This is a genomic window from Psychromarinibacter sp. S121 (genome assembly GCF_049801035.1).
In the GTDB taxonomy this organism is placed as follows: Bacteria; Pseudomonadota; Alphaproteobacteria; order Rhodobacterales; family Rhodobacteraceae; genus Psychromarinibacter.
Map to the genome: position 1 here is coordinate 1,276,475 of NZ_JBNAGE010000001.1, position 24,298 is coordinate 1,300,772.

The window sequence follows — 24,298 nt, forward strand, 5'->3', positions numbered from 1 at the left end:
GGGGCCTGCAAGGCGGTCATCACATCGTGTTCCGGGCTTCGGAGAGGTCGGCAAGGTCGTTGACGTTGGCCCAGTTGCCGGACACGTAAATCGCCCGCACCGTTTCGCCGCGCGCCATCAGGCGGGTCAGCACGGCGGCCATGTCGGCCTGCGCCAGCACGCCTTCGGCCTCCATCCGGTCGAGTTCCGCGCGCAGCTTGGCGGTGCCGTCCGCCGACATGCCCAGCAGGCCGACCCACTGGCCGTCCGCTGCGTCCACCTCGCCGATTTGGCGGACTTTCGGCGCGGCACCGGTCGCGAACCCGCCCTCGTAGGGCGCGGAGCAGGCCACCAGGTCGCGGTCCTTGTCGGTGCCGGTCAGGTTGGGATCGACCAGAACCACGAAATCCTCGGTCCGGTCGCCCAAGAGGCTGACGAAGAACGGCTGGAACACGATATCGCCGTAGCCCACGATCGCGGCCCCGGTCAGGGCATCGCGGGCGCAGGCGAGCGAGGCCGCCTCGCCGGTGGTGGCGTAGTCCGGGTTCAGCGCCTTCGAGATGTTCTCGCCCTCGACCGCGTCGTGGCAGTAGCCGGCGACCACGGTGACGTTCTTCACGTGCTCGCGCCGGAAGGCATCCAACTGGCGGGCAAGGATGGACTGGCCGCGCACGTTGACCATGCATTTGGGCCGGTCCTCGGTCAGCGCGCCAAGGTCGCTGCCGCGCGTGGCGGCGAGGATCACGGCGGACCGTTCGGGCTGCGCGGCAAGATAGACCTTCTCGGCCTCTTCCAGCTCGCTGGCATTGGCCAGCGCGAAGACGTCCTCGAGGGGCGCGACCTCGCTTTCGATTTCCAGCAGCGTCTGCTGTTCGAAGATCTTGCGGCTGACCTCGCGCATCGACTGGATCGCGGCGCGCAGGTTGTGGTTGGCCCAGATCACCGTCGACACGCCCGCGTCGCGGAACTGGTCGGTGGGCGTGCGGTAATACTTGGTCGGGATGACGATCACCGGGCAGCGCGAATGGTCCCACAGCCGGTTGAATTCAAGGATCTCGTCGGCGTCGCGCTTGCGCGAATGGATCACCAGAGCGTCGGCGCCCGCGTCGGCATAGGCGTCGGCGCGCTTCAGCGCCTCGTCCATGCCCTGACCCGCGATCAGCGCCTCGATCCGGGCCACGACCGAGAAATCCGGGTGTTCCTGCGTGTCCTTGCCCGCTTTGATCTTGCCGCAGAACTCTTCGATGTCGGCAAGGTCGTCGCCCTCGCTGAGGAAGCTGTTCGTCTTTGGGAAGATCTTGTCCTCGATGCAGACGCCCGCGATGCCACGCTGGCACAGCTTCTTCACCAGGCGGCGGAAGTTGTTGAAGTTGCCATAGCCGGTGTCGCCGTCCACGAGGATCGGCACAGTGGTCGCGTCGGACATGTATTCCAGCACGTCCAGCACCTGCGTCCACGAAAGTTCGTTGTTGTCGCGCACCCCCAGCGTGGCCGAGATCGACAGGCCCGAGGCCCAGACGCCGCCGAAGCCGGCCTCTTCGACGATCTTGGCCGACAGGCCGGAATGCGCCTCCATCAGGAAGGACAGGTCCTTCGACTGAAGAAGTTCGCGAAGCTGGGTGAACTTGGAACGATCATGGCGTTGCAGCACGATGCGGGGACCTTTACGGAGGCGGACAACTCCCCTTGGTCTGACCCATCGGGGCCGCGAAGTAAATGGGAGGACCCCCCGACATGACCGACGCTAACAGGCCCTGCGCATGAGCGCCGAGTTGGTGGGCGAGTTCGCGCTTATCTTCGTGGCTCTGGCGCTTGGCGGGCTGCTGAAAGGCGCGGTCGGGGCAGGGGCGCCGGTGGTGGCGGTGCCGGTTCTGGCGCTGTTCTTCGACGTGAAGCTGGCGGTCGCCGTGATGGTGATTCCCAACCTTTTCAGCAACCTGTGGCAGGGCTGGCAGTATCGGAAATCAAGGCTGCCGCGTCCGTTCACATTGGGCCTTGCCTTGTCCGGCGCGATCGGCGCGGGCACCGGCAGCGTGATCCTCGCACTGGTGCCGTCGAACCTGCTGCTGCTGGCGGTGGCGGTGACCGTGCTGTTCTACATCGCGTTCCGGCTGGCGCGGCCCGACTGGGGGCTAAGCTATCCGGCTGCACTGCGGGTCGTCTGGCCCGCGGGCTTCGTGGCGGGCAACCTGCAAGGGGCCACGGGCATCTCGGCGCCGGTCTCGATCAGCTTCCTGAACGCGATGCGGCTGGACCGGCTGGCCTTCCTTGCCACGATCTCGGTCTTTTTCGCGCTGATGTCGGTGGTGCAGATCCCGGTGCTTTGGGCCTATGGGCTGATGGACTGGCAACTGGTGGCCTACGGCGTCGCCGCCATCGTGCCGCTTCTGGCCTTCATGCCGGTGGGCAACTACATCGCGCGCTTCGTGCCCGCGAAGCTGTTCGACCGGATCATCCTTGCCCTGCTGGCGCTGATCGCGGTGCGGATGATCTGGAAGGCGCTCGGGTAGGGCGCCTTCCGGGGTTTACCGCCTCAGGTGTCGTGCGACATCACCTCTTCCAGGTGGCTCGCACAGCCGGTCAGCGCGGCATAGTCGTCCTCGACCACCGAGACGCCGAAGTTGCCCATGAAGCCGGCAAAGCGGCCCTTGTCGCGGAACGCCTCGGTAAAGCCGAACCGTTCGAGATAGGGGGCGAAGGCGGTGGCGACGCCGCCGATCAGGTAGATGCCACCGAAGGGCAGCACGTTCAGCGCGAGGTTGCCGATGACCGAGCCGAACAGTCGAACGTAGACCTTCGCCGTTTCCTCGGCCCTCGGATCGCTGCCATCGGCGAGGCCCGCCATGATGTCGGCGGCGCGCTTCTCGCGCAGGTCGCCGGCCTCGTGCCCGACCCATGCATAGATCCGTTCCAGCCCGCGTCCGGCCAGAACATCCTCGATGCCCGGAAAGCCGTGCGCGGTTTCGACGAACTTCGCCAGCCGGAGGTCGGCCTCGTTGCGGATCGGCATGTTGGCGTGGCCTGCCTCGGCGGGCGGAACGATGCGGCCGCGGCGGGTGTGATAGGCGGTGGCCGAGTTGAAGCCGGTGCCCGCACCGACGACCAGACGGGTGGCATCGGGCGCGGCGTCGGGCATCGGGATGATCGGGCGCAGGCTGTCGGGCGCAAGATGTTCCAGCGCGAAGCCCTGCGCCTGCAGGTCGTTCAGGATCGAGACCGTCTCGGCCTGCGCGGATTTCGCCACGCTGGCCGCGTCGATCCGCCAGTCGAGGTTCGTCAACTGCCCTACGCCGTCCCGCACCGGCCCCGCGACCGCCACACAGGCGCCCGAGCAGTCCACGCCGCCCTCGGCTTCGAGGAATTCGCGCAGGACCGAGTCGAGCCCGGGATAATCCGCGTTGCGGTAGCGGCGCACCGTTTCCGGTACGACGCGCAGGCGTTCGGCAAGGGCCACCCGTGTGTTGGTGCCGCCGATGTCGGCGACAAGCGAGTAGCGGTCGGGAGTGCGGGCCATGGGCTACCTCTTCAGCGCGGTCTTCAGCGCGTGATAGGACTGTTTCGGCGTCCGTTCCAGCGTGTCGAAGTCCACGTGGATCAGGCCGAACCGCTTTTCATAGCCAAGCGCCCATTCGTAGTTGTCCAGCAGCGACCAGATGAAATAGCCGCGCACGTCGATCCCTTCCGAGATCGCCTTCTGCACCGCGTCCATGTGGATGTTGAGATAGTCGATCCGGTGCTGGTCGTGGACCTCGCCGTTCTGGATCACGTCCGATGCCGACATGCCGTTCTCGGTCACGTAGATCGGAATGTTGCGGGCATAGGCCTGACCGACGCGGGTCAGCATGCCGTAAAGGCCCTCGGGATAGATCTCCCAACCCATCGTGGTCTGCGGCAGGTCGCCGACACCTTCGTGCAGGTCGCCGGGAAGGCCGGTGTCTCCGGGCGAGACAAGCTTGCGGGTGTAGTAGTTGATGCCAGCCCAATCAACGGGTTGCGAGATGGACTTCATGTCATCCTCCCAACCCTTCGGCATGTGCGCTTCCAGCATGTCCAGCACGTCGGGCGGGTAGGTACCCGAGTAGATGCCACTTAGGAACCACCGGTTGTAGATGCCGTCGTACATGCGCGCGGCGGCGGCGGCCTCGTCGGATTCGTCGGCGGGCAGAACGTATTCGTGGTTCGTCACCGCGCCGAGGTTCTTCATGCCCAGACCGCGCATCACCTCGATCGCGCGGCCGTGGCCCAGCAGGACGTGGTGCATCGCGCGGGCCGCGGCGCGGATATCGCGAACGCCGGGCGCATGCGCGCCCATGAAGTGGCTCAGCCACGCCACGCACCACGGCTCGTTGATCGGCGCGGCGGCGTGGACGCGGTCGCCGATGCGGCCCATGATGACCTCGGTGAACTCGCCGAACCATTCGGCAATGTCGCGGTTGCGCCAGCCGCCCTTGTCGACCAGCGGCGAGGGCAGTTCCCAGTGATACAGCGTCGGAAACGGCTTCAGCCCACGGGCCAGCATCGCGTCAACAAGGCGGTCGTAGAAATCCAGTCCCTCGGGGTTGGGCGTGCCGGTGCCCTCGGGCAGAACGCGCGCCCACGAGGTCGAGAAGCGGTAGGCGTCAAGGCCCATTCCCGCAGCCAGATCAAGGTCTTCCTCGAACCGGTTGTAGTGGTCGCAGGCGCGTGCCCCGTTCTCTGCGCGCACCACGTTGCCGGGGGTTGCGGCGAAGTCGTCCCACTGGGTGCGGCCTGCGCCGCCCTGTCCGTGGCCCTCGATCTGGTAGGAAGAGGTTGCGGCCCCGAAGATGAAATCCTTCGGGAAGTCGGCGCGGGTATGTCTCATGTAGTCCTCGTGGTTCGGGTCCGGACCGGGAGGTCGGTCAGGTGTCTCGGGCGGTGCGGGCCGGGGCCGGTCCGGTGGACTGGCCCACGGTCAGGTCGGCTTCAAGTAGGACCTGCTGCGCAGGCTGAACAGGGTTCTGTACCAACGAGATGACGCGCTCGGCACAAAGCCGCCCCGCGTCGCGCACGGATGAGCGGGTTGCCGTGAAGATCGGCACCTCGCCGCGGTTCGACAGATAGCTGAGGTCGTCGTCGTGGGTGATGATCGACACGTCACGCGCCATCGCCAGCCCGCGCGCCTCGATCGCGCGGCGCACCCCGAGTGCGGCGATGATCGACGAGCACAGGAAGGCGGTCGGCGGGTCGGCAAGGTCCAGCATCTCTCCGGCAGAGCGATAGCCGTAAGCCTCGGTCATCTCGTCGGAACGGATCAGGTCCGGGTCGGGGGCGATGCCGCGCGTGGCCAACGCCTGCGTGAAGCCGTCAAGGCGGCGGGCGGCGAAATCCATCGACACCAGCCCGTTGATCAGCGCGATGCGGCGGTGGCCGAGGTCCAGCAGGAACTCGGTCGCGCGGTAGAAAGCGCGCAGGTTGTTGACGTCGACCCAGTCGTAATCGTCCGCATGGCGGGACATGCGGCCGTGGACCACGAAGGGCAGGCCGATGTCGCGCAGCATGGCGATGCGCTCGTCGTCGGTGCGGGGGCCGTGTACGATGATGCCGTCCACGGACCGTTTCGCGGCAAGCTCGCGATAGGCGGCTTCCTCGCCGTCGTCGGGCACCAGCGACAGCACCATGTCGAAGCCATGCTGCAGATAGGCTTCGCCTGCGCCCGCCACGAAGTCGGCGAAGATCGGGTTTACCATCTCGTGCTTGGCGGAGACTGGAATCACGTGGCCGATCGCCATGGACCGGCCGGTCGCCAGGCTTTTCGCGCGCGCGTTCGGGCGGTAATTATGCGCTTGCGCAGCTTCCAGCACTTTGCGGCGGGTGGCCTCTGCAACCTCGGGATAGCCGTTCAGCGCGCGGCTGACGGTTGTCTGGGAAAGTCCAAGGGTTTCAGAGAGTTGCTTGAGGTTCATGGGCAGCAGATCATTCGAGCGGGGCGCCGCGGACGACGCCAAAGCGCTTTGAGCGTATCTTTGACCCTAGAGCCCGCCGGACAGAAGGTCAAAGACTAAGCATTCTGCGGTGCGTCAATGCAGGTGCAGAAATAACTGTTACATTTTGCCCGTTTGACGAATCCCGGTTGACAGTTAATTACCAATCAAAGAGCCTTTCATCGCCCAAAGCGCTTTGGTGAGATCCGGCGCTTCGTTCAGTGGAAAGGCGCACAGCGCCGAACCGGGAGGGATACCCTATGAAACACGTACTTTATTCAGGCGCCGCAGCTGTCGCGCTGACGGCCGGCATGGCCAACGCCGAGCAGCTGACGGTTTTCGGCCCGTGGCTTGGCCCGGACCAGGAGATGGTCGAACAGGTGCTTGGCGCCTTCGCCGAACAGTCGGGCCACGATGTCCGCTACGTCGGTTCGGACAGTTTCGAACAGCAGATCGTCGTCGACGCCGAGGCCGGCTCGGCCCCGAATATCGCGATCTTCCCGCAGCCCGGTCTGGCCGCCGACATGGCGTCGCGCGGGTTCCTGACGCCGTTGGGTGAGGACGTGGCAAGCTGGGTCGGCGAGAACTACGCCGCCGGTCAGTCGTGGGTCGATCTCGGCACCTATGAAGGCCCCGACGGCCCGGCGCTGTATGGCTTCTTCTACAAGGTCGATGTGAAATCGCTGGTCTGGTACGTGCCCGAGAACTTCGAGGACTTCGGCTACGAGATCCCCGAGACGATGGAAGACCTGAAGGCGCTTGAAGAGCAGATGATTGCCGACGGCGAAACGCCGTGGTGCGTCGGTCTGGGCTCTGGCGGCGCGACCGGCTGGCCGGCGACCGACTGGGTCGAGGATCTTGTCCTGCGCACGCAGCCGCCCGAGGTCTATGACGGCTGGGTCAGCAACGAGATCCCGTTCAACGACGAACGCATCGTCGCCGCGATCGAGGAATTCGGGTCCTTCATCGAGGACGACAAGGTGTCCGGCGGCCGTGGCGCGGTGGCGTCGACCGACTTCCGTGACTCGCCCAAGGGCCTGTTCGACGTGCCCGCACAGTGCATGATGCACCGTCAGGCCTCGTTCATCCCGGCGTTCTTCCCGGAAGGCACCGAAGTGGGCGTCGACGCCGACTTCTTCTACTTCCCGGCCTACGCCGAGAAGGACCTTGGCACCCCGGTGCTGGGCGCCGGTACGCTTTGGGCGATCACCAACGAGAACGAGGCGGCGCATGAGCTGATCGCGTTCCTGCAAACGCCCGAGGCGCACGAGATTTGGATGGGCCTGTCGGGCTTCCTGACGCCGCACACCGGCGTGAACCTCGACGCCTTCGCCAGCGACAGCCAGCGCCAGATGAACGAGATCCTGCTTTCGGCCACCACCTTCCGCTTCGACGCATCGGACCTGATGCCGGGCGGCGTGGGCGCCGGCAGCTTCTGGACCGGCATGGTCGACTACGCGGGCGGCAAGGACGCCGAAGCGGTCGCGACCGAGATCCAGAACAGCTGGGACGCGCTGAAGTAAGCGGATCGCACCGCTGCAAGACAACCGTCCGGGCCGCTGATGGCCCGGACGATCCGGAACGGACCATCGGGGAGGACACGCCATGAGCCCAGCGTTGCAGGCGCTCGTCACAATCGTCGTCGGCGTGGGAGGGTGTATCGGGTATTTCTATTTCTCGAACCTGATCCTCGACAAGGTGATCTTCCCGGCCCGCGGCGCCAATATCGGCCGCAATATCAACCGCGCGAACATGGTGCGCCCGTGGCTGTTCCTGTTTCCCGCGATGTTCGCCCTGACGCTGTACCTGACCTACCCGGTGTTCGAGACGCTGCGCCTGTCGCTGACCAGCCGGTCGCAAGGCGGCGCGTTCGTGGGGCTTGAAAACCATCAGAAAATGTTCGGTGAGACGAAGTTCTGGGAGGCGGTGCGCAACAACTTCCTGTGGCTTCTGGTCGTCCCCGGCCTGTCCACCGCCTTCGGCCTGCTGGCCGCGCAACTGACCGACCGGATCAAGTGGGGCAGCATCGCCAAGTCGCTGGTGTTCATGCCGATGGCGATCAGCTTCGTCGGCGCCTCGGTGATCTGGAAATTCGTCTACGACGCCAAGCCGCTTGGGCAGGAACAGATCGGTATCCTGAACGCCATCTACCTTGGTCTCGGCGGGGCAGAGCCGCAGCAGTGGCTGACCATTCCCTTCTGGAACAACTTCTTCCTGATGATCGTGCTGATCTGGATCCAGACCGGCTTTGCCATGGTGATCCTGTCGGCGGCGCTGCGCGGCATCCCGGAAGAGACCATCGAGGCCGCGATCATCGACGGCGCGAACCCGTTCCAGATCTTCTTCAAGATCAAGGTGCCGCAGATCATGGGAACCATCGTGGTGGTCTGGACGACGATCACGCTGGTCGTGCTGAAGGTCTTCGACATCGTCTTCGCCATGACCAACGGGCAATGGCAGACGCAGGTTCTGGCGAACTACATGTACGACAAGCTGTTCCGCACCCTTGACTGGGGCGTCGGCTCGGCGGCGGCCATGTTCATCATGGTGCTGGTGACGCCGATCCTGATCTGGAACGTGCGCAACGCGCGCAAAGAAATGCGCTGAGGGCAGGGGGAACACGCAATGGACAATATCGCCGGTTCCAAATCCAGCCTGACATGGGCGGTCCACATCTCGGTCGCCGCGCTGGTGTTTCTCTGGATGCTGCCCACCGTGGGCCTGTTCATCTCGTCCTTCCGCACCGCCGACCAGATCGCCGCGTCGGGCTGGTGGAAGGCCGTCTTCCCGCAAGAGCAGAACTTGACCCTGCGGACCGGGGACGCCGACAGCGCGGTGCGCGAGGGCGACCTTTACGTGATCGAGGGCAACCTGTTCGAACAGGCGGACCGTGGCGCGCTGACGGTGTCGGCATGGGGCACCTCGGCCCGCGATTTCAGCGCCTACGAGGCGGGCGAGACCGCCGAGTTGCGCGGCGGCGGCACCATCACCGTTCAGGATGACGGCAGCTATCGCCTTGAAAGCGCCGAGGAACCTTCGGGGCGCGGCCAGCGGATCTTCGTGGTTTCAACGGTGCCGCCCGAGTTCACCATGTCGAACTACGACACGGTGCTGGGCAAGGACGTGGCGCAGAACATCGTGATCTACGCCATCGCGTCGCTGATCTTCGGCGGTGTGCTGTGGTACATCTTCCGCGATACCGAACGCGGCATCGGGCCGTGGCTGCCCTATATCGGCGGCATCCTTCTGTTCGCGGCGCTGATCGCGCTGTTCGGCCTGTCCTCGGGGCGGGCGGCGGGGGCGCAGACCACCGACAACATGAGCCGCGCCTTCATGTCGACGCTGACGGTGACGATCCCGGCGACGGTCATTCCCATCGTGATCGCGGCCTTCGCGGCCTATGCGCTGGCGTGGATGGACTTTCCCGGCCGCGCGCTGCTGATCGCCTATATCGTGGCGCTGCTGGTCGTGCCGCTGCAGCTGGCGCTGATCCCGCTGCTTAAGCTTCACCTGAACATCGGCATCGGCAAGGGCTATCTGGGCGTCTGGCTGGCGCACACGGGCTTCGGCCTGCCATTGGCGGTCTACCTGCTGCGCAACTACATGGTCGGCCTGCCGCGCGACATCATCGAAAACGCCAAGGTCGACGGCGCCACCGATTTCCAGATCTTCACCCGCATCATCCTGCCGCTGTCGTTCCCGGCGCTGGCCAGTTTCGCGATCTTCCAGTTCCTGTGGACGTGGAATGACCTGCTGGTCGCCAAGGTCTTCCTGATCGACGCCACCGGCGAGACGACCGTGATGACCAACCAGATCGTCGAGCTTCTGGGGACGCGGGGCGGCAACTGGGAAATCCTCGCCTCGGCGGCGTTCGTGTCGATCGCGGTGCCGCTGGTCGTGTTCTTCTTCATGCAGAAATACCTGGTCCGCGGCCTGTTGGCCGGATCCGTCAAGTAAGGCAGTAAATCGTGAACCTCCTCGACCCCCAAATCCCGCAACCCGACAACTCCGCCTCGGACCCCGACTGGTGGCGCGGCGCGGTGATCTACCAGATCTATCCGCGCAGCTATCAGGACTCGAACGGCGACGGCGTCGGCGATCTTGCCGGGATCATCCACCGTCTGCCGCACATCGCGTCGCTGGGCGTGGATGCGATCTGGATCTCGCCCTTCATGAAGTCGCCGATGCTGGACTTCGGCTATGACGTCTCGGACTACCGCGACGTCGACCCGATGTTCGGCACGCTGGGCGACTTCGACGCGCTGATCGAGCGGGCGCACGAGCTGGGGCTGAAGGTGCTGATCGACCTCGTGATCTCGCACTCGTCCGAGGACCATCCGTGGTTCAAGGAAAGCCGCGCCTCGGCGGACAACGCGCGGTCGGACTGGTACGTCTGGGCCGACGCCAAGCCGGACGGATCGCCGCCCAACAACTGGCTGTCGATCTTCGGCGGCTCGGCGTGGGAATGGGACGGCGAGCGGATGCAGTACTACCTGCACAACTTCCTGACCTCGCAGCCCGACCTGAACCTGCACAACCCGGATGTGCAGGACGAGTTGCTGGATATCACCCGCTTCTGGCTGGAACGCGGCGTCGATGGTTTCCGTCTGGACACGATCAACTTCTACTTCCACGACAAAGAGTTGCGCGACAACCCGGCGCTGGACCCGTCCGAGCGGAACGACAAGACCGCGCCGGCGGTGAACCCGTACAACTGGCAAAACCACCTGTATTCCAAGAACCAGCCCGAGAACCTCGAGTTCCTGAAACGCTTCCGCGCCGTGCTGGACGCGTACCCCGGCTCGACCGCCGTGGGCGAGGTGGGCGAAGCGCAGCGCGGAATGGAGATTCAGGCGGCCTATACCTCGGACGGCGACAAGGTCCACATGACCTACGGGTTCGACTTCCTCGCCAACCAGCCGCTGTCGGGCGACCACGTGGCGCAGGTGCTGAACGATTACGAGGAAGGCATCGGCGACGGCTGGGCTTGCTGGGCCTTCTCGAACCACGACGTTGTGCGGCACCCGTCGCGCTGGCACATGGACGAGGCGGGGCTGCGTCTCGCGGCGTCGCTGCTGCTGACCCTGCGCGGCTCGGTCTGCCTGTATCAGGGCGAGGAATTGGGCCTGACAGAGGCCTATGTTGCCTTCGAGGATCTGCAAGACCCCTATGGCATCCGCTTCTGGCCCAAGTTCAAGGGCCGCGACGGCTGCCGGACGCCGATGGTCTGGAGCCGCGACAACCACAACGGCGGCTTCTCGGAAGCCAAGCCGTGGCTGCCGGTGGCGATGGAACACGTCAACCGCGCCGTGTCGGTGCAGGACGACGACGCTGGCTCGACGCTGGCGTTCTACCGCGCGATGATCGCGTTCCGCGCGCAGCACCCGGCCTTTGCGAAGGGCACTTTGACGGTCCATTCGGCGACGCCCGAAACGCTGGTCATGTCGCGCAGCCATGACGGCGAGACGCTGGTGTGCGCGTTCAACTTCGCGGGCGCCGAAGCGACGGTCGATCTGCCGGACGGCGACTGGACCCGCGCGGCGGATGCGCCCTACGATACCACGGAACAAGGTAAGACCGTGACGCTGGCCCCGCATGCGGCCTACTTCGGCGTCAAGAACGGCTAGGAGGAAGAAGAACCATGGCGGACCTCAAGCTGAAGGATGTCGGCAAGACCTATGGCGGTTCCGTCGAGGTTTTGAAGGGCATCAATCTCGAGATCGAAACCGGCGAACTGATCGTGTTCGTCGGCCCCTCGGGCTGCGGCAAGTCCACGCTTCTGCGGATGATCGCGGGGCTGGAGAAGATCAGCGCGGGCACACTGGAGATCGACGATATTCTGGTGAATGACGTCCCGCCCGCCCAGCGCGGGATCGCCATGGTGTTCCAGTCTTACGCGCTGTACCCGCACATGACGGTGCGGGACAACATGAGCTTCTCGCTGAAGATCGCGAAGAAGACGAAGGAAGAGATCGACGCCGCCGTGACGCGCGCGGCGAAGATCCTGCAGCTGGAGCCGTACCTCGACCGCCTGCCCAAGGCGCTGTCCGGCGGTCAGCGGCAGCGGGTCGCCATCGGCCGGGCCATCGTGCGCGACCCGAAGGTCTATCTGTTCGACGAACCGCTTTCCAACCTCGACGCCGCGCTGCGGGTGGCGACCCGGATCGAGATCGCGCAGCTGAAAGAGTCGATGCCCGAGTCCACGATGATCTACGTCACCCACGATCAGGTCGAGGCGATGACGCTGGCGACGCGGATCGTGGTGCTGGCCGACAAGGGCATCAGCCAGGTCGGCACCCCGCTTGAGCTGTACGAGAAGCCCGAGAACGAATTCGTGGCGCAGTTCATCGGCTCGCCCTCGATGAACCTGCTGCCGGGGAAGATCGTCGGCACCGGTCCGCAGACCACCGTCGATCTTGATGGCGAGGGGACGGCTGTGTCGCACGTCCCCACGACCGAGGCCGACATGGGCAAGACCGTCAACGTGGGCATTCGCCCCGAGGACCTGACGATCGCCACCGGCGACCAGTACGCGGTCGACGGGCAGGTGGATATCGTCGAGGCGCTTGGCGAGGTGACGCTGCTGTATTTCGTGTCCGAGCGCGGTCAGGACCCGCTGGTCGCGAAGCTGCCCGGCATCCACGCCGACCAGCGCGGCCAGAACCTGCGGCTGACGGCGGACCCGTCGAAGGTGCATGTCTTCATGGACGGTAAGTCGCTGCTGTACCGCTAGGGCGCGCCCCGGAACAGCAGGTTGAACAGCGACAGGCCGACAAGGAACACCGCCGACCCGGCGGTCGCGACCAGCAGGCCCGTCCAGACGGTCGGACGCGGTGGCGGGATGTACCGGCCCATGACGGTGTGCGGTTTCCGTTTCATATCCGCCAGCTTGCCCTGAAATCGTTGCGACCCGGTTAAGCGTCCCCGTTAACGGCCCGTTAGACCTTCGGCCCGCATCCTGAGCGGGTGGAGATACGCTGGGACAGCCTGACCGAACGCGCGTGGACCGCTGCGCTGTCACCCAACGCCGGTGCGCTGCAGCAAAGCTGGCGGTACGGCGCGGCGGTGCAGGCGATGGGCGGCACCGTGCGTCGGGCAGAGCTTTGGCACGGCGGCTGCTTTCTGGGACTGGCGCAGGTCGTTGTGCGCCGTGTCGGGCCGCTGCGGCTGGGCTGGCTGTCGCGCGGGCCGGTCTGGCATGTGGCGCAGGGCGACACCTGCGCCGCGCTGCATGCCCTGCGCCGCGCGCTGCCCGGCGGCGGTCCTCGATTGCTGCTTTGCGTGGCGGAAGGCCGGGTGCCGGGCACGGTGCCGTTGGTCACGCCCGTTTGCATGGCCGAGGTTCCGCTGGCCCCCGAGCCCGCGATCATGCGCTGCCGCCTGCATCAGAAATGGCGCAACCGGCTTGTCAAAGCGGAAGCTGCGGGCCTCAAGGTGTCCGTGACCGCACCTTCTGCCGCCGATCTCGACTGGCTTCTTTCCCTCGACCGGGCGCAGGCGAAGACGCGCGGCTATCGTGGCTTGCCTCCCGCCTTTCTTGCGGCATGGACCGCCTGCAAGGGGCCGCCGCCGCGCCTGTTTACCGCCCGCCTGAAGGGCGACACGGTCGCGGCGATGCTGTTCCTCGACCATGCCCCCGGCGCGACCTACCACATTGGCTGGAACGGGCCGGAGGGCAGGGCGGTCTCGGCGCACCACCTTTTGCTGTGGCAGGCGATGCGCCATTTCGCGCGGCACGGGCGGGCGCGGCTGGACCTTGGTCCGCTCGACACGGTGAACGCGCCGGGGCTGGCGCGGTTCAAGCTGGGAACGGGAGCAACGGCGCGCTGGCTCGGCCCGACGGCGCTGGTTCCGCCATGGCGGCGCGAAACCTCTTGCAAGGCTGCCCAAACCGCCGCAATGCTTGCCGAACCCTATTCGATTACGGACGACAGTTGATGCGCATGTTTCTGGTGTTGCTGGCGTTTCTGCCGGCTTCGGTGCTGGCCGATGGCTTGGATGGCCGGACCCTTAGCTTTCACATCGAAACGTGGGACGACCCGGATCAGCCGATGTTCGAGACGACGGTCCTGACCGCGCCCGTGGGGCCGCGCGTCGAACTGGACGTCGAGACGCTGGGCCGCAAGGCGGGTTTCGACCTGATCCCGCTGATGGTCGACGCGGATGCGGACTCGGTGACGCTCGACTTCTCGCAGACCGGCCCGCAAGAGTTCTACAAGGCCCGCTTCAACGGCTACGTCATCGACTTCGGCGACGGCTGCCCGGTGCTGACCGGCGCGCGCCTCGACCCCGAAGCGACGACGCTGCCGATCAGCGGCAAGCGCCTGCGGGTCGAGGATGGCGTGCTGTGGGTGAACGTCTCGGGGCTTGAAACGGACTGGAACCAGAAGGCGGTGATCCGGCTGGACCTGACGCCCTGCACCGGCGGCTAGGACCGGGTCACAGTAGGTTCGGCAGCCACAGCACGATGCCGGGGAAGGCGATCAGCACCGCCACCGTCACCACGTCCGCGATGAAGAAGGGCGAGGCGCCCCGGAACACGTCCTGCACCGAGATCGGCAGCTTGTTGTCCTGCGCCACGCCCGCCACCACGAAACAGTTCAGGCCGATTGGTGGTGTGATCAGGCAAAGCTCGGCCATCTTCACCACGATGATGCCGAACCAGATGCCGCATTCCTCGGACGTCATGCCCAGCGCGCCGGGTTCGCCGCCGACCGCGCCGTTCAGCGCCAGAACCGCCGGGAAGGTCACCGGCAAAGTCAGGATCAGCATGCCGATGGCGTCCATGAACATGCCTAGCACGACATAGGCCAGCAGGATCATCAGCAGCGTCAGATAGGCCGGCTGGTCCAGCGAACCGATCCAGTCCGCGAAGGCCTCGGGCAGTTTGGCGAAGCCAAGAAAGCGGACGTAGATCAGCACACCCCAGATCATCGTGAAGATCATCACGGTCAGCTTCGCGGCTTCCATCAGCGCGCCCCGCAACTGGCCCCAGCGCATGCCCTGCCACAGCGCCATCACCAGCACCACGAAGGCCCCCAAGGCGCCTGCCTCGGTCGGCGTGGCCCAGCCGAAGTAGATGGAGTAGACGATGATCGCGATCACCAGCAGAATCGGCGTGGTGCCGGGCAGCGACGCAAGCCGTTCGCGCCACGTGAAGCCGCCGACCGGCGGTCCGAGCGAAGGCCGCATCCGCGCCAGCCCGATGATCAGCGCGGCATAGATCAGCGCCGAGACCGCGCCGGGCAGGAAGCCCGCCAGCAGCAGCTTGCCGACCGACTGCTCGACGATGATGGCGTAGATCACGAGGATCGCGGACGGCGGGATCAGCGACGCCAGCGTGCCGCCCGCCGCCACCACACCCGCCGCAAAGCGCTTGTCGTAGCCGATCTTCAGCATCTCGGGGATCGCGATGCGGGCGAAGACCGCAGAGGTCGCGACCGATGCGCCGCTGACCGCCGCGAAGCCCGCGGTGGCGAACACGGTGGCCACGCCCAGCCCGCCGGGCAGCCAGCCGACCCAGCGCCGCGCCGCTTCGAACAGATAGCGGGTCAGACCGGCGTAATAGGCCAGATAGCCGATCAGGATGAAGGTCGGGATCAGCGACAGCGAATAGGTCGTGGACTTGGAATGCGGGATCTGGCCCGCCAGCTTCATCGCGGTGATCAGACCCTTGTCGAACCCCTGCTTCGACATGAAGAACAGGCACAGGCCCAGAAACCCGATGAACGCGGTTGCGAAGGCCACCCGCACGCCGATCATCACCAGCACCACAAGCGCACCGGTCAGCCACAGGGACATGCGGAACACGTCCATGTCCGCCAGCAGCGCCTTCATGTCTATCAATGCGTCCACGCGGGCCTCGTCGGTCTGGCGGGGGTGGTCATTCCACGGTCTCCGCTTCATGTGCGGCTTGCGTGGCCGGATCCTCGATCAGCGGCACCGCCACCGGTGCAGGGTCGTTGCGCACCAGCGCGCGGCCAAAGCCCCAGATCTGAAGCGCCAGCCGGACCCACAGCACAGCCAGCGCCACCGGCACCAGCAGCTTCGCGGGCCACAGCGGCAAGGCGATGTCGATCGAGCTGTCGCGCGACCACATCGGAGCGGACCAGTCGAACGAGCGCTGGAAGTGGAACCACGTGCCATAGATCAGCGCGGTGGTCAGCAGCAGCATGAAGATCACCGACAAGAGCTCTGCGAACCACAGGCTGCGGCCGTGCAGGCGGCTGACGACGATGTCCATGCGGATGTGGCCGCCCTCGCGCTGGCAGTAGGCAAGGCCGAGGAAGGCGAAACAGGCCATGAATTGCTGTGTCCAGTCGACGTAGCCCGGCACCGGCATCCCAAGGAACTTGCGGCCCAGCACGTTCCACACGGCCAGAAGGACGAGCATGAAGATCACGATGCCCCCGATCAGGTTCATCGTGGCCTCCAGCCGCAACCACGCGCGGTCGGCGCGCGACAGGGCCGTGTCGTCGGTTAGGACGGAAGATGAGGACATGCGCTTACGGTCTTGCAAATCCGCCCCGGGACCGGCCCGGGGCGGGATCGGGTTACATCCGCTCTTTCTCGAGCGTTTCCAGAACGAGGTCGTAGAGTTCCTGCGCCGGCAGACCCTGCGCGCTCATCTCTTCGATCCATGCGTCGTGGATCGGCTTGCCGGCGGTGTCACGGAACTCGGCCAGAACCTCCTCCGAGATCTGCACCTTCTCGACTCCCTTCTCGGCCAGAACCTCTTCCCAGCGGTTCAGCAACTCGCCGTAGTTGTCGAGGTAATAGGCGATCGCCTCGTCGACCGACTCGTCAAGGATCGCGCGGTTCTCGTCCGACAGGTCGTTGTAGGCGTCGATGTTCACCACGACGGGGCAGTTCACCGTTCCGGGGTTCAGGTTCTCGGTCCACCAGTCGGCGATGTCGATGGTGCGGAACGACAGGTGCGCGTGCTGGGCGAAGGAGACCGTGTCGACGACGCCGGATTCCATCGCGTTGTAGGTCTCGGACGCGGTCATCGAGGTGGGCACGGCGCCCACGGACTTGAACGCGTCCCCGATGCCGCCGGTGGCGCGAACGCGCATGCCGTCGAAATCGGCCAGCGTGGTGCGCGGATCGCCGGTGCCGACGATGTTGTACTGCGGCATGGGCGAGGTCATCAGAAGCTTCGCGTTCCATTGCGCCATCTCGTCCTGCACCGCAGGGTGAGCATAGACCGCGTTCGACACCGCGACCTCTTCCTCGAGGTTGGACACGCCCATGAAGGGCAGTTCCAGCACGGTGATCGCGCGGTTCTTGTCGCGGTGATAGCCGGCGCAGAACTGCGCCATCTCGAAGGCGCCGATCGAGATGCCGTCGAGGTTCTCGGTGTTCTTCGACAGGCCGCCATAGGACACGTTCATCGTGAAATCACCGCCGGACTTCTCCTCTACGAGTTCGGCGATCTTTTCGATGTGTTCCGTAAAGGCGCGGCGCTGGCCCCAGACCGAGACATTCCATTCCACGGCGAGCGCTTCGCCAGCGAATGCAGTTGCAAGGGCCGCAAGCGCGACCCTGCCCATCAGATGGGTCATGGTTTCCTCCCTGTTTCGCGCGGGCATTCGCCCGTCATGACCGGCAGCCTAGTCCGGGAAAGCGCGGTTCTCCAAGCCAAAATTGCCTGACTGCGCCATGGCCGGATCACGCGGGTTTGAAGCCTGCGTGATCCGGGGCAGGGCGTGTCTGCCTATTCGATGGGCGGAACGGCTTTCAGATAAGCCGCAAGCGCGGCGCGGTCCTCTTCCGGAAGCTGGGACAGATTGCTGACCACGTCGGCCATGTGGCCGCCGGCGCTGTCGAACATCGGGGTGAAGCCCGAGGTGAAGTACTCCACCAGATCCGCCTCGGACCAGTCGAGCGCGCCGGGGGTGATGTTCGGGATGGTGCCGCGGCCGCTGGGGTTTGGCGCGCCGCCCAGCCACTCGGATTTGTTCAGTCCGCCCAGTATGTTGCGCGAGGTGTGGCACTCGGCGCAGTGTCCCAAGGCCTCGGCGATATAGCGGCCTTGAGTGGTCGTCTCGTCCAGTCCGGCGGTCACGACATAGTCGTCGTTCTGGAACAGGAACTTCCACCCGCCCAGCGCGCGGCGGATGTTGAACGGAAAGCCTACTTCGTGCGGCTGGCTTGGCGTGCCGCTGGCCGGAAGCGTTTGCAGGAAGGCATGCAACGAGACGATGTCTTCGGGCGTCGCGTGGACATAGGCGGTGTAGGGGAAGGCCGGGTAGTAATGGCTGCCTTCCGGCGAAACGCCGTTGTGCATCGCGTTGTAGAGGTCCAGCGCGGACCAGTCGCCGATGCCCTGTTCGGGGTCGGGCGAGATATTGGGCGCGTAGAACGTACCGAAATCGCTTTCCAGCGGACGCCCGCCCGACAGGACAAGCTTGTCCTCGCCCGATGCTTCTTCGGGAGCATGGCACGAGGCGCAGCCGCCCGCGTAGAATACCCATTCGCCACGGTCGAGATCGGGTTCGATCCCGGCCAGAACCTCGGCGTCCGCCATGACGGGCCGTGTGACGTACCAGAAGACGGCCGCCCCGATGACGATCAGGACGGCCAGGATGGAAGATATGCGGCCCATAAGGTGCCCCTGTGTTCAAACCTCAGTTGGTCTGACGATAGGTCTGATGGCATCCGCCGCAAGCACCTCCGAGCGCGCCCATCGCGCCCTGCACGCCTTCAAGCGAGCCCGCGGCGGCGGCCATCGCGTCGGCGGCCTCGGTCATCGCGGCGACCTTGGCGCCGATGTCCGATCCGCTTTCCCAGATCGCGGGCAGAGCTTTGGTGCCCTCGACCGAGTCCGCGTCGGAACCTTCCGGCCAATAGGCGGCCTGACTGATCGCGGCCAGCGCGGCAAGGTTGTCCGCAGCGGCCTGCGCGGCGTCGGCGTCGAACGCCACCTCGCCCTTGGCCATGTTCCCGAGGATGCCGAGGTTGAAGGCGTAAAGCTGCATGTGGGACTGCCGCGCCTTGATCGCGCCTTCGACGTTGGCGTGGCTGGCCGCGAAAACAGCGGTCGCGGCGAGTGTTGCTGCAATCCCGCCCAGCAAGGTGGCTCGCGTGAATGTCATTTCTGGCTCTCCCGTAAAAAGGTTTTGCTGTAGGAAAGGGTACCTGTGAAAAAATGAAATGACAGTCGCTGTTTTCGCGGCGTCAATGTGAGGAAATGCAGAGGGCAAACTGGGATGACCTGCGCTTCGTGCTGGCAGTGGCCGAGAACGGCTCTGTCGCGGCGGCGGCGCGGGTGCTGGGCGTGAACCACGCCACCGTGCTGCGCCGGATCGCGGCCTTCGAGGGCCGGCATGGCGGTGAAATCTTCGAGCGGACCGTGCGGGGCTATGCCGTGCCGCCCGAGCGCATGCGGCTGATCGAGGCGGCGCGCGATGTCGAGGCGGCGGTGCTGGCTGTCGACCGGCTGATCGAGGGGGCGCAGGCGCCGCTGTCCGGCGTGGTGCGGATCACCTCGACGGATACGCTGTGCAATACGCTGCTGCCGCGTGTTCTGGCGGATATCTCTGCGCAGGCGGTGGGGCTGCGGCTGGAACTGCAATGCTCGAACGCGCATCTCGACCTTGGCCGCATGCAATCCGACATCGCGGTGCGGCCCGCGCTGAACCTGCCCGAGGATCTTGCGGGCGTCCGCGCGGGTGATTTGTCGTTCGGGATATACGCCGCGCCCGGAGGAGGCGACCGCTGGGTCGCGCCCGCCCGTGTGCTGGCCCGCTCTGCCCCGGCGGAATGGGTGGCCGAGCATGTGCCCGCAAGCATGATCGCGGGCACGGCGGACAGTTTCGTCACGCTGCGCGAGATGGCCGCCACGGGCATGGGGCGCACGGTCTTGCCGGACGTACTGGGCCGTGACGATCCCCGGCTCGAACGGCTGGACGGTGTGATGCCCGAGATGTCGGTGCCCCTGTGGGTCGCGACCCACGCAGACCTGACCGCCAGTCCCCGCATCGCCGTGGTGCGGGACCGGCTGGTCGAGGCGCTGGCGGCGGCTGGTCTTTGATGGCTGTGCTCTAACGCACCACGCGGTTGGGTGCGCGCGCCCGCTCCAGCGTCAGCCAGTCGGGCCAGCCGAAGACACGCTCGTATGCATAAAGCAACAGGCAGATCACGATGATCGCCGCGACCAGCTTGACCCGCCCCCACGAGGGCGGGTTCTGCGCCCATCGTTTTGCGCGAAGAAACCACATCGGCGCTACAGTCCCGGCCCGAGGCGGATTGACGCCTTAACGCGGTTCACTAAGCTGCCACCGAGTTCATTCGATCCATTGTCAGAGCCATTCATCATGCTTCGTACCGTTTTCCTGCCCGCCGCCGTCTGCGCCGCCATCTGCCTTGCCGGTCTCGCGGCCCATGCCCAGCCCACCGAGGACGAGATCGCCGCCGCGCGGCTGACCTATATCGACGGCGATTACCCCGCCGCGCTCGAGGTCCTGATGCCCGCCGCCGAGGCGGGCGACGCCAACGCTCAGAACATTGTGGCCGATGCCTATGACAAGGGCAACGGATTGGCGCAGGACACCGAAAAGGCTTTGGAATGGTGGGAGAAATCGGCAGCGCAGGATTTCGAGCGCGCGCTGCACAACCTCGGCCAGCACTATGCGTCGTCAGACCCGGTCAAGTCGGCGGCCTACTATGAACGCGCCGTTGCCCTTGGCTATGATCATTCGATGGTGAACCTTGGTCGGCTGTACGAGAAGGGCCAGCTTGGAGAGGGCCCGGATCTGGAGCGTGCGGCGGAGCTTTACGAACAGGCGGTCGACCTTGGAAACGCGCTTGCCATGAACAACCTCGGCCGGCTCTACGTGATCGAGGATGGGCTGGGGCAGGACTATCCCTATGCGCTTGACCTGTTCTATTCCGCCGCCGAGGCGGGCAGCGTGCGCGGGCTGTCGAATCTTGGCGCCATGTACGCGAACGGCTACGGCGTGACCTACGACCCGATGGCGGCCATTGCGCTCTACCGCATGGCGGCCGAGCAGGGACATTCGCAGGCCGCGATCAATCTGGCCTACTGGCTGATCGAATGGGACTTTGGCTGGACCAACCCCGCCGAGGGCTGGGCGTGGTGCCAGATCGGGATCGAGCAGGCCGAACCCGACGATCTTGCGGGCTACGAGGCCGATTGCGCGTATCTGGCGGATTTCGTAGACGAGGCGGCGATGGCCGCGGCGGAAGAGATCAAGCCGGGTCTTCTCCGGTAAACCGCACCTTGCCGATGAAGGGCAGATTCCGGTTGCGCTGGCCATAGTCGATACCGTAGCCGACGACGAACTCGTCGGGGATCTCGAAGCCGGTCCAACTTGCCTTGATGTCCACCTCGCGACGCGAGGGCTTGTCGAGAAGGGCAATGGTTTCAAGCCGTTTCGGCTCGCGGCTTTGCAGCAGCTTCAACACGTGCGACAGGGTAAACCCGGTGTCCACGATGTCCTCGACCACAAGCACGTCGCGGCCCGCGATCTCGCCGCGCAGGTCTTTCAGGATGCGCACCTCGCGGCTGGATTCCATCGAGTCGCCATAGGACGAGGCTTCGAGGAAATCGACTTCGACCGGCAGGTCGATCTCGCGCACGAGGTCGGCGATGAACACGAACGACCCGCGCAGCAGCCCCACAACCACGAGCTTCTCCGTGTCCTTGAACCGCTCCTGGATCTCGCGGGCGAGCGTCTCGATGCGCGCGGCGATGGCCTTGGCCGAGATCATCGTATCGACCACGTAGTCGGGCTGAGACATGGAACCCCCTTGATTTCCCCGGCCGCGACCATACGACAAGACCCTGACACCTGAAAGCAGACACACGGCCACATGACCACGCATTCCGATACCCGCACGCTGCCCTATGACGCCCGCCAGATGTACGACCTTGTGGCGGATGTAGAGAAATATCCCGAATTCCTGCCTTGGTGCGCCGCCGCGCGGGTGCGCAAGGTGGTGCCCGCCGAGTACGGCAAGCTGATGGAGGCGGATCTGGTGATCTCGTTCAAGGTGTTCCGCGAGCGGTTCGGCAGCCGGGTGGAACTGCACGAGAATGACCTTAAGATCGTCACGGAATACATTGACGGGCCTTTCAAATATCTGAAATCGACCTGGAGCTTTCGGGACCTTGAAGACGGTGGCTGCGAAGTGTCGTTCTTCGTGGATTTCGAATTCAAGAACTTCGTCCTGCAGAAAGCCATCGGGCTGGTCTTCAACGAGGCGATGGCCCGTATCGTCGCCGCCTTCGAGACCCGCGCGCGCGCGCTTTACGGCTGAGGCCGCGGATTTCCCGGCGGCGGGAACCCTATCTTTACGAATTGCGGCAATAGCTTCCCCGACCGACGCGCCGAGGAGATTGCCGATGCATACCGACGACCTGGTGGAGTTCGTCAGAAACGCGCAACCGCTGGACGGGGACCGCGCGATGATGCGCCTTTCGTTGTTCGACTGGGCGATCTGCGGGTTCGCGGGGCGCGAGGCGATGGTGTCGCAACTGGTCGGCAACATGGTCGCGGCGGATGGCGGCGCGCCACAGGCCAGCCTGTTCGGCAGCTCGCGGCAGCTGCCGGCGCGGTCGGCGGCCTTCTACAACGGCACGGCGGCGCATGCGCTGGAACTGGACGACGCGCACTATGCCTATCAGGGGCACCCCTCGGCCGCGGTGATCCCGGCGGCGCTGGCTGTGTCGGAACGCAGCGGCGCGGACGGGGCCACCTTTCTGGACGCCTGCCTGCTGGGCACCGAACTGGCGGTGCGGCTGGGCGTCTGGCTGGGACGCGGCCCGACAGAGGCCGGTTTCGACCTGACCGCGATCACCGGCGGCATCGGCGGCGCGGCGGCGGCGGCGCGGATCATGAACCTCGATGACGAGAAATACCGACAGGCCCTGAACCTTGCCGCCAGCCGCGCGGCCGGGCTGGGCTGCCAAAGCGGCACGATGGCCAAGGCGATGCAGGTTGGCGCGGCGGCTGCGGCGGGCGTCGAATGCGCGACGCTGGCCGGGCTGGGGATGAGCGCGGCGCCCAGCGCACTGGTGGGCGACGGCGACTTCTGCGCGACGCTAGGCGGCGACAACGACCAGGGGGCGTGGAAGGGCTTTGGGACGGAATGGTTCTTCGACGGCGTGTCGCACCGGTTCCACGCCTGCGCCCACGGCGCTCAGGCGATGATCGAAGCGCTGGAAACCCTTGGCCCACGGCTGGCTGGCGAAACGATCGAGGCGGTGGAAGTCGCGCTGAACCCCCGCTGGGTACTGCGCGACGCGCTGGCCGCGCCGCAGGACGGGCTTCAGGCCAAATACAGCCTGCCGCATATCGCGGCGATGGTGCTGGACGGGGTCGACACGCGCGAGCTGGACAGTTTTTCGGATGCGGCCTCCGCATCGGCGACGGTGGCAGAGCTGCGCAAGCTGGTGACGATCCGCCCCGACGACTCCATCGCGATGCCGTCGGCGCAGATCAGCGTCAGCCTGTCGGGCGGGCGGACGATACAGGCGGTCAGCGATCTGGATCAGGCGATCCCGATGCAGGACCGCGCCACCAAGCTGCGTGGCAAGGCGCGGGCGCTGCTGGGCGACGCGATCCTGCAACCGTTCTGGACCGCGATCACCACCAGTCAGGCCCCCGAGATGCGCGCCTTCTGCCGCTGCATGGTCGGCCGCTTCCCGACTCCCGCCGCGACCCCGATGTAGCGGCGCAGGCCGGGGCTGGCGCTATCCGGTGGCTGCCCATGGCGCGGCTGTCCGCTGGTTGTGGCGATTGGCGCGGTGCGTGCCGGGACAGGGCGGGGCGCGGTTCGCGGCTGGGCGCGGTTCGTGCCGGGGCAGCGGACCGGAGCCTATCCAGCCCTGCGCTGACGTTGACTGTGCCTCCGTCAAAGCCTTCCTACCGCGCCGAGGCCCGCAGGGCCGCGATCATCAGGTCCAGCGCGAAGTCCACGCTGGCCGCGCGCACCGCCGACCGGCCCAGTGCTCCGAACTCGACTGTCTGGGTCTGAACCGCCAGCCCGGTCTGGGCGAGGCCGAAGCAGACGCGCCCCTCTGGCTTGTGCTCGGACCCGCCGGGCCCGGCGATGCCGGTGACCGAAACGGCCAGCGTCGCCTCGGACCGCCAAAGCGCGCCATGCGCCATCTCGCGGGCGACCGCCTCGCTGACCGCGCCGTGGGCGGTCAGGGTTTCCTGTTGCACGCCCAGCATCCCGCGCTTGGCGGCATTGGAATAGGTGACATAGCCCCGGTCGAACACGTCGGACGATCCGGCGATGTCGGTGATCGCGCCGGCGATCAGACCGCCGGTGCAGCTTTCGGCGGTGGCGATGATCGCCCCCGCCTCGCGCGCCATGGTAAGAAGGGTTTCGGCGCGGCTGCCCAT

Annotated in this window: 25 protein-coding genes; 12 read left to right on the forward strand and 13 right to left on the reverse strand. The window is 65.8% G+C overall.

Annotated elements, in window-relative coordinates; genetic code table 11:
• Positions 1-19: 19 nt before the first annotated feature.
• Entirely contained in the window at positions 20-1,630 is a 1,611-nt protein-coding gene (gene aepX, locus ACP156_RS06155) for a phosphoenolpyruvate mutase (RefSeq protein WP_425050427.1), read from the reverse strand.
• A 109-nt stretch (positions 1,631-1,739) separates the two neighbouring features.
• On the opposite strand from aepX, the gene ACP156_RS06160 reads away from it, so the two are divergent.
• Positions 1,740-2,489: a sulfite exporter TauE/SafE family protein gene (locus tag ACP156_RS06160; RefSeq protein WP_425050428.1), complete on the forward strand. Its 750-nt coding sequence runs from the start codon at positions 1,740-1,742 to the stop codon at positions 2,487-2,489.
• 23 nt (positions 2,490-2,512) lie between these two features.
• Here ACP156_RS06160 and ACP156_RS06165 read toward each other — a convergent pair whose 3' ends face one another.
• From ACP156_RS06165 to ACP156_RS06175, 3 genes are read right to left on the reverse strand one after another with little or no spacing between them, the layout of a single operon-like run.
• Positions 2,513-3,493: a glucokinase gene (locus ACP156_RS06165; protein WP_425050429.1), complete on the reverse strand. Its 981-nt coding sequence runs from the start codon at positions 3,491-3,493 to the stop codon at positions 2,513-2,515.
• 3 nt (positions 3,494-3,496) lie between these two features.
• Positions 3,497-4,822, reverse strand: a complete 1,326-nt coding sequence (locus ACP156_RS06170; RefSeq protein WP_425050430.1) for a GH1 family beta-glucosidase — start codon at positions 4,820-4,822, stop codon at positions 3,497-3,499.
• A 37-nt stretch (positions 4,823-4,859) separates the two neighbouring features.
• A complete protein-coding gene (locus tag ACP156_RS06175; RefSeq protein ID WP_425050431.1) occupies positions 4,860-5,903 on the reverse strand; it encodes a LacI family DNA-binding transcriptional regulator in 1,044 nt (347 codons plus the stop codon).
• A 278-nt stretch (positions 5,904-6,181) separates the two neighbouring features.
• On the opposite strand from ACP156_RS06175, the gene ACP156_RS06180 reads away from it, so the two are divergent.
• The 5 genes from ACP156_RS06180 (at position 6,182) to ACP156_RS06200 (ending at position 12,654) form a co-directional block, all read left to right on the forward strand.
• Positions 6,182-7,444, forward strand: a complete 1,263-nt coding sequence (locus ACP156_RS06180) for an ABC transporter substrate-binding protein (protein WP_425050432.1) — start codon at positions 6,182-6,184, stop codon at positions 7,442-7,444.
• Between the two features lie 82 nt (positions 7,445-7,526).
• Positions 7,527-8,528, forward strand: a complete 1,002-nt coding sequence (locus tag ACP156_RS06185; protein ID WP_425050433.1) for a carbohydrate ABC transporter permease — start codon at positions 7,527-7,529, stop codon at positions 8,526-8,528.
• 18 nt (positions 8,529-8,546) lie between these two features.
• Entirely contained in the window at positions 8,547-9,878 is a 1,332-nt protein-coding gene (locus tag ACP156_RS06190) for a carbohydrate ABC transporter permease (RefSeq protein WP_425050434.1), read from the forward strand.
• A gap of 11 nt (positions 9,879-9,889) precedes the next feature.
• A complete protein-coding gene (locus ACP156_RS06195) occupies positions 9,890-11,548 on the forward strand; it encodes an alpha-amylase family glycosyl hydrolase (protein ID WP_425050435.1) in 1,659 nt (552 codons plus the stop codon).
• 14 nt (positions 11,549-11,562) lie between these two features.
• Positions 11,563-12,654, forward strand: a complete 1,092-nt coding sequence (locus tag ACP156_RS06200) for an ABC transporter ATP-binding protein (RefSeq protein ID WP_425050436.1) — start codon at positions 11,563-11,565, stop codon at positions 12,652-12,654.
• On the opposite strand, the gene ACP156_RS06205 is transcribed toward ACP156_RS06200, so the two are convergent.
• A complete protein-coding gene (locus tag ACP156_RS06205) occupies positions 12,651-12,776 on the reverse strand; it encodes a hypothetical protein (RefSeq protein WP_425050437.1) in 126 nt (41 codons plus the stop codon). The two genes, ACP156_RS06200 and ACP156_RS06205, sit on opposite strands and share 4 nt — an antisense overlap.
• 111 nt (positions 12,777-12,887) lie before the next feature.
• Between ACP156_RS06205 and ACP156_RS06210 the strand changes: the two genes are divergently transcribed.
• Together ACP156_RS06210 and ACP156_RS06215 are read left to right on the forward strand one after the other, a co-directional pair.
• The gene (locus ACP156_RS06210) at positions 12,888-13,859 is read left to right on the forward strand and encodes a GNAT family N-acetyltransferase (protein ID WP_425050438.1); all 972 of its coding nucleotides are present in this window, start codon (positions 12,888-12,890) and stop codon (positions 13,857-13,859) included.
• Complete coding sequence (locus ACP156_RS06215) at positions 13,859-14,353, forward strand: hypothetical protein (RefSeq protein WP_425050439.1); 495 nt, start codon at positions 13,859-13,861, stop codon at positions 14,351-14,353. Before ACP156_RS06210 ends, ACP156_RS06215 begins: the two co-directional genes overlap by 1 nt.
• 7 nt (positions 14,354-14,360) lie before the next feature.
• On the opposite strand, the gene ACP156_RS06220 is transcribed toward ACP156_RS06215, so the two are convergent.
• From ACP156_RS06220 to ACP156_RS06240, 5 genes are all read right to left on the reverse strand, one after another.
• The gene (locus ACP156_RS06220; protein WP_425050828.1) at positions 14,361-15,737 is read right to left on the reverse strand and encodes a TRAP transporter large permease; all 1,377 of its coding nucleotides are present in this window, start codon (positions 15,735-15,737) and stop codon (positions 14,361-14,363) included.
• Between the two features lie 67 nt (positions 15,738-15,804).
• The gene (locus ACP156_RS06225) at positions 15,805-16,422 is read right to left on the reverse strand and encodes a TRAP transporter small permease subunit (RefSeq protein WP_425050440.1); all 618 of its coding nucleotides are present in this window, start codon (positions 16,420-16,422) and stop codon (positions 15,805-15,807) included.
• Between the two features lie 52 nt (positions 16,423-16,474).
• Positions 16,475-17,485 (reverse strand): C4-dicarboxylate TRAP transporter substrate-binding protein, encoded by a 1,011-nt coding sequence (locus ACP156_RS06230; RefSeq protein WP_425050441.1) that lies wholly within the window; start codon positions 17,483-17,485, stop codon positions 16,475-16,477.
• A gap of 152 nt (positions 17,486-17,637) precedes the next feature.
• On the reverse strand, positions 17,638-18,528 hold the full coding sequence (locus tag ACP156_RS06235; RefSeq protein WP_425050442.1) for a c-type cytochrome: 891 nt from the start codon (positions 18,526-18,528) through the stop codon (positions 17,638-17,640).
• Positions 18,529-18,550: 22 nt separating this feature from the next.
• Entirely contained in the window at positions 18,551-19,018 is a 468-nt protein-coding gene (locus ACP156_RS06240; RefSeq protein ID WP_425050443.1) for a cytochrome c, read from the reverse strand.
• Positions 19,019-19,113: 95 nt separating this feature from the next.
• On the opposite strand from ACP156_RS06240, the gene ACP156_RS06245 reads away from it, so the two are divergent.
• A complete protein-coding gene (locus tag ACP156_RS06245; protein WP_425050444.1) occupies positions 19,114-19,956 on the forward strand; it encodes a LysR family transcriptional regulator in 843 nt (280 codons plus the stop codon).
• 10 nt (positions 19,957-19,966) lie between these two features.
• Here ACP156_RS06245 and ACP156_RS06250 read toward each other — a convergent pair whose 3' ends face one another.
• The gene (locus ACP156_RS06250) at positions 19,967-20,143 is read right to left on the reverse strand and encodes a hypothetical protein (protein WP_425050446.1); all 177 of its coding nucleotides are present in this window, start codon (positions 20,141-20,143) and stop codon (positions 19,967-19,969) included.
• A gap of 96 nt (positions 20,144-20,239) precedes the next feature.
• Here ACP156_RS06250 and ACP156_RS06255 point away from each other — a divergent pair, with 96 nt between their 5' ends.
• Positions 20,240-21,157, forward strand: coding sequence for a tetratricopeptide repeat protein (locus ACP156_RS06255; RefSeq protein ID WP_425050447.1), 918 nt, complete (start codon positions 20,240-20,242; stop codon positions 21,155-21,157).
• Here ACP156_RS06255 and hpt read toward each other — a convergent pair.
• Positions 21,135-21,686 carry a hypoxanthine phosphoribosyltransferase gene (gene hpt, locus ACP156_RS06260; protein ID WP_425050448.1) on the reverse strand — a complete coding sequence of 184 codons (552 nt, stop codon included), beginning with the start codon at positions 21,684-21,686 and terminating at the stop codon, positions 21,135-21,137. The two genes, ACP156_RS06255 and hpt, sit on opposite strands and share 23 nt — an antisense overlap.
• A gap of 72 nt (positions 21,687-21,758) precedes the next feature.
• Between hpt and ACP156_RS06265 the strand changes: the two genes are divergently transcribed.
• Positions 21,759-22,205 (forward strand): type II toxin-antitoxin system RatA family toxin, encoded by a 447-nt coding sequence (locus tag ACP156_RS06265; protein WP_425050449.1) that lies wholly within the window; start codon positions 21,759-21,761, stop codon positions 22,203-22,205.
• An 85-nt stretch (positions 22,206-22,290) separates the two neighbouring features.
• Positions 22,291-23,619: an MmgE/PrpD family protein gene (locus ACP156_RS06270; RefSeq protein WP_425050450.1), complete on the forward strand. Its 1,329-nt coding sequence runs from the start codon at positions 22,291-22,293 to the stop codon at positions 23,617-23,619.
• Positions 23,620-23,812: 193 nt separating this feature from the next.
• On the opposite strand, the gene ACP156_RS06275 is transcribed toward ACP156_RS06270, so the two are convergent.
• Entirely contained in the window at positions 23,813-24,298 is a 486-nt protein-coding gene (locus ACP156_RS06275; RefSeq protein ID WP_425050451.1) for a CinA family protein, read from the reverse strand.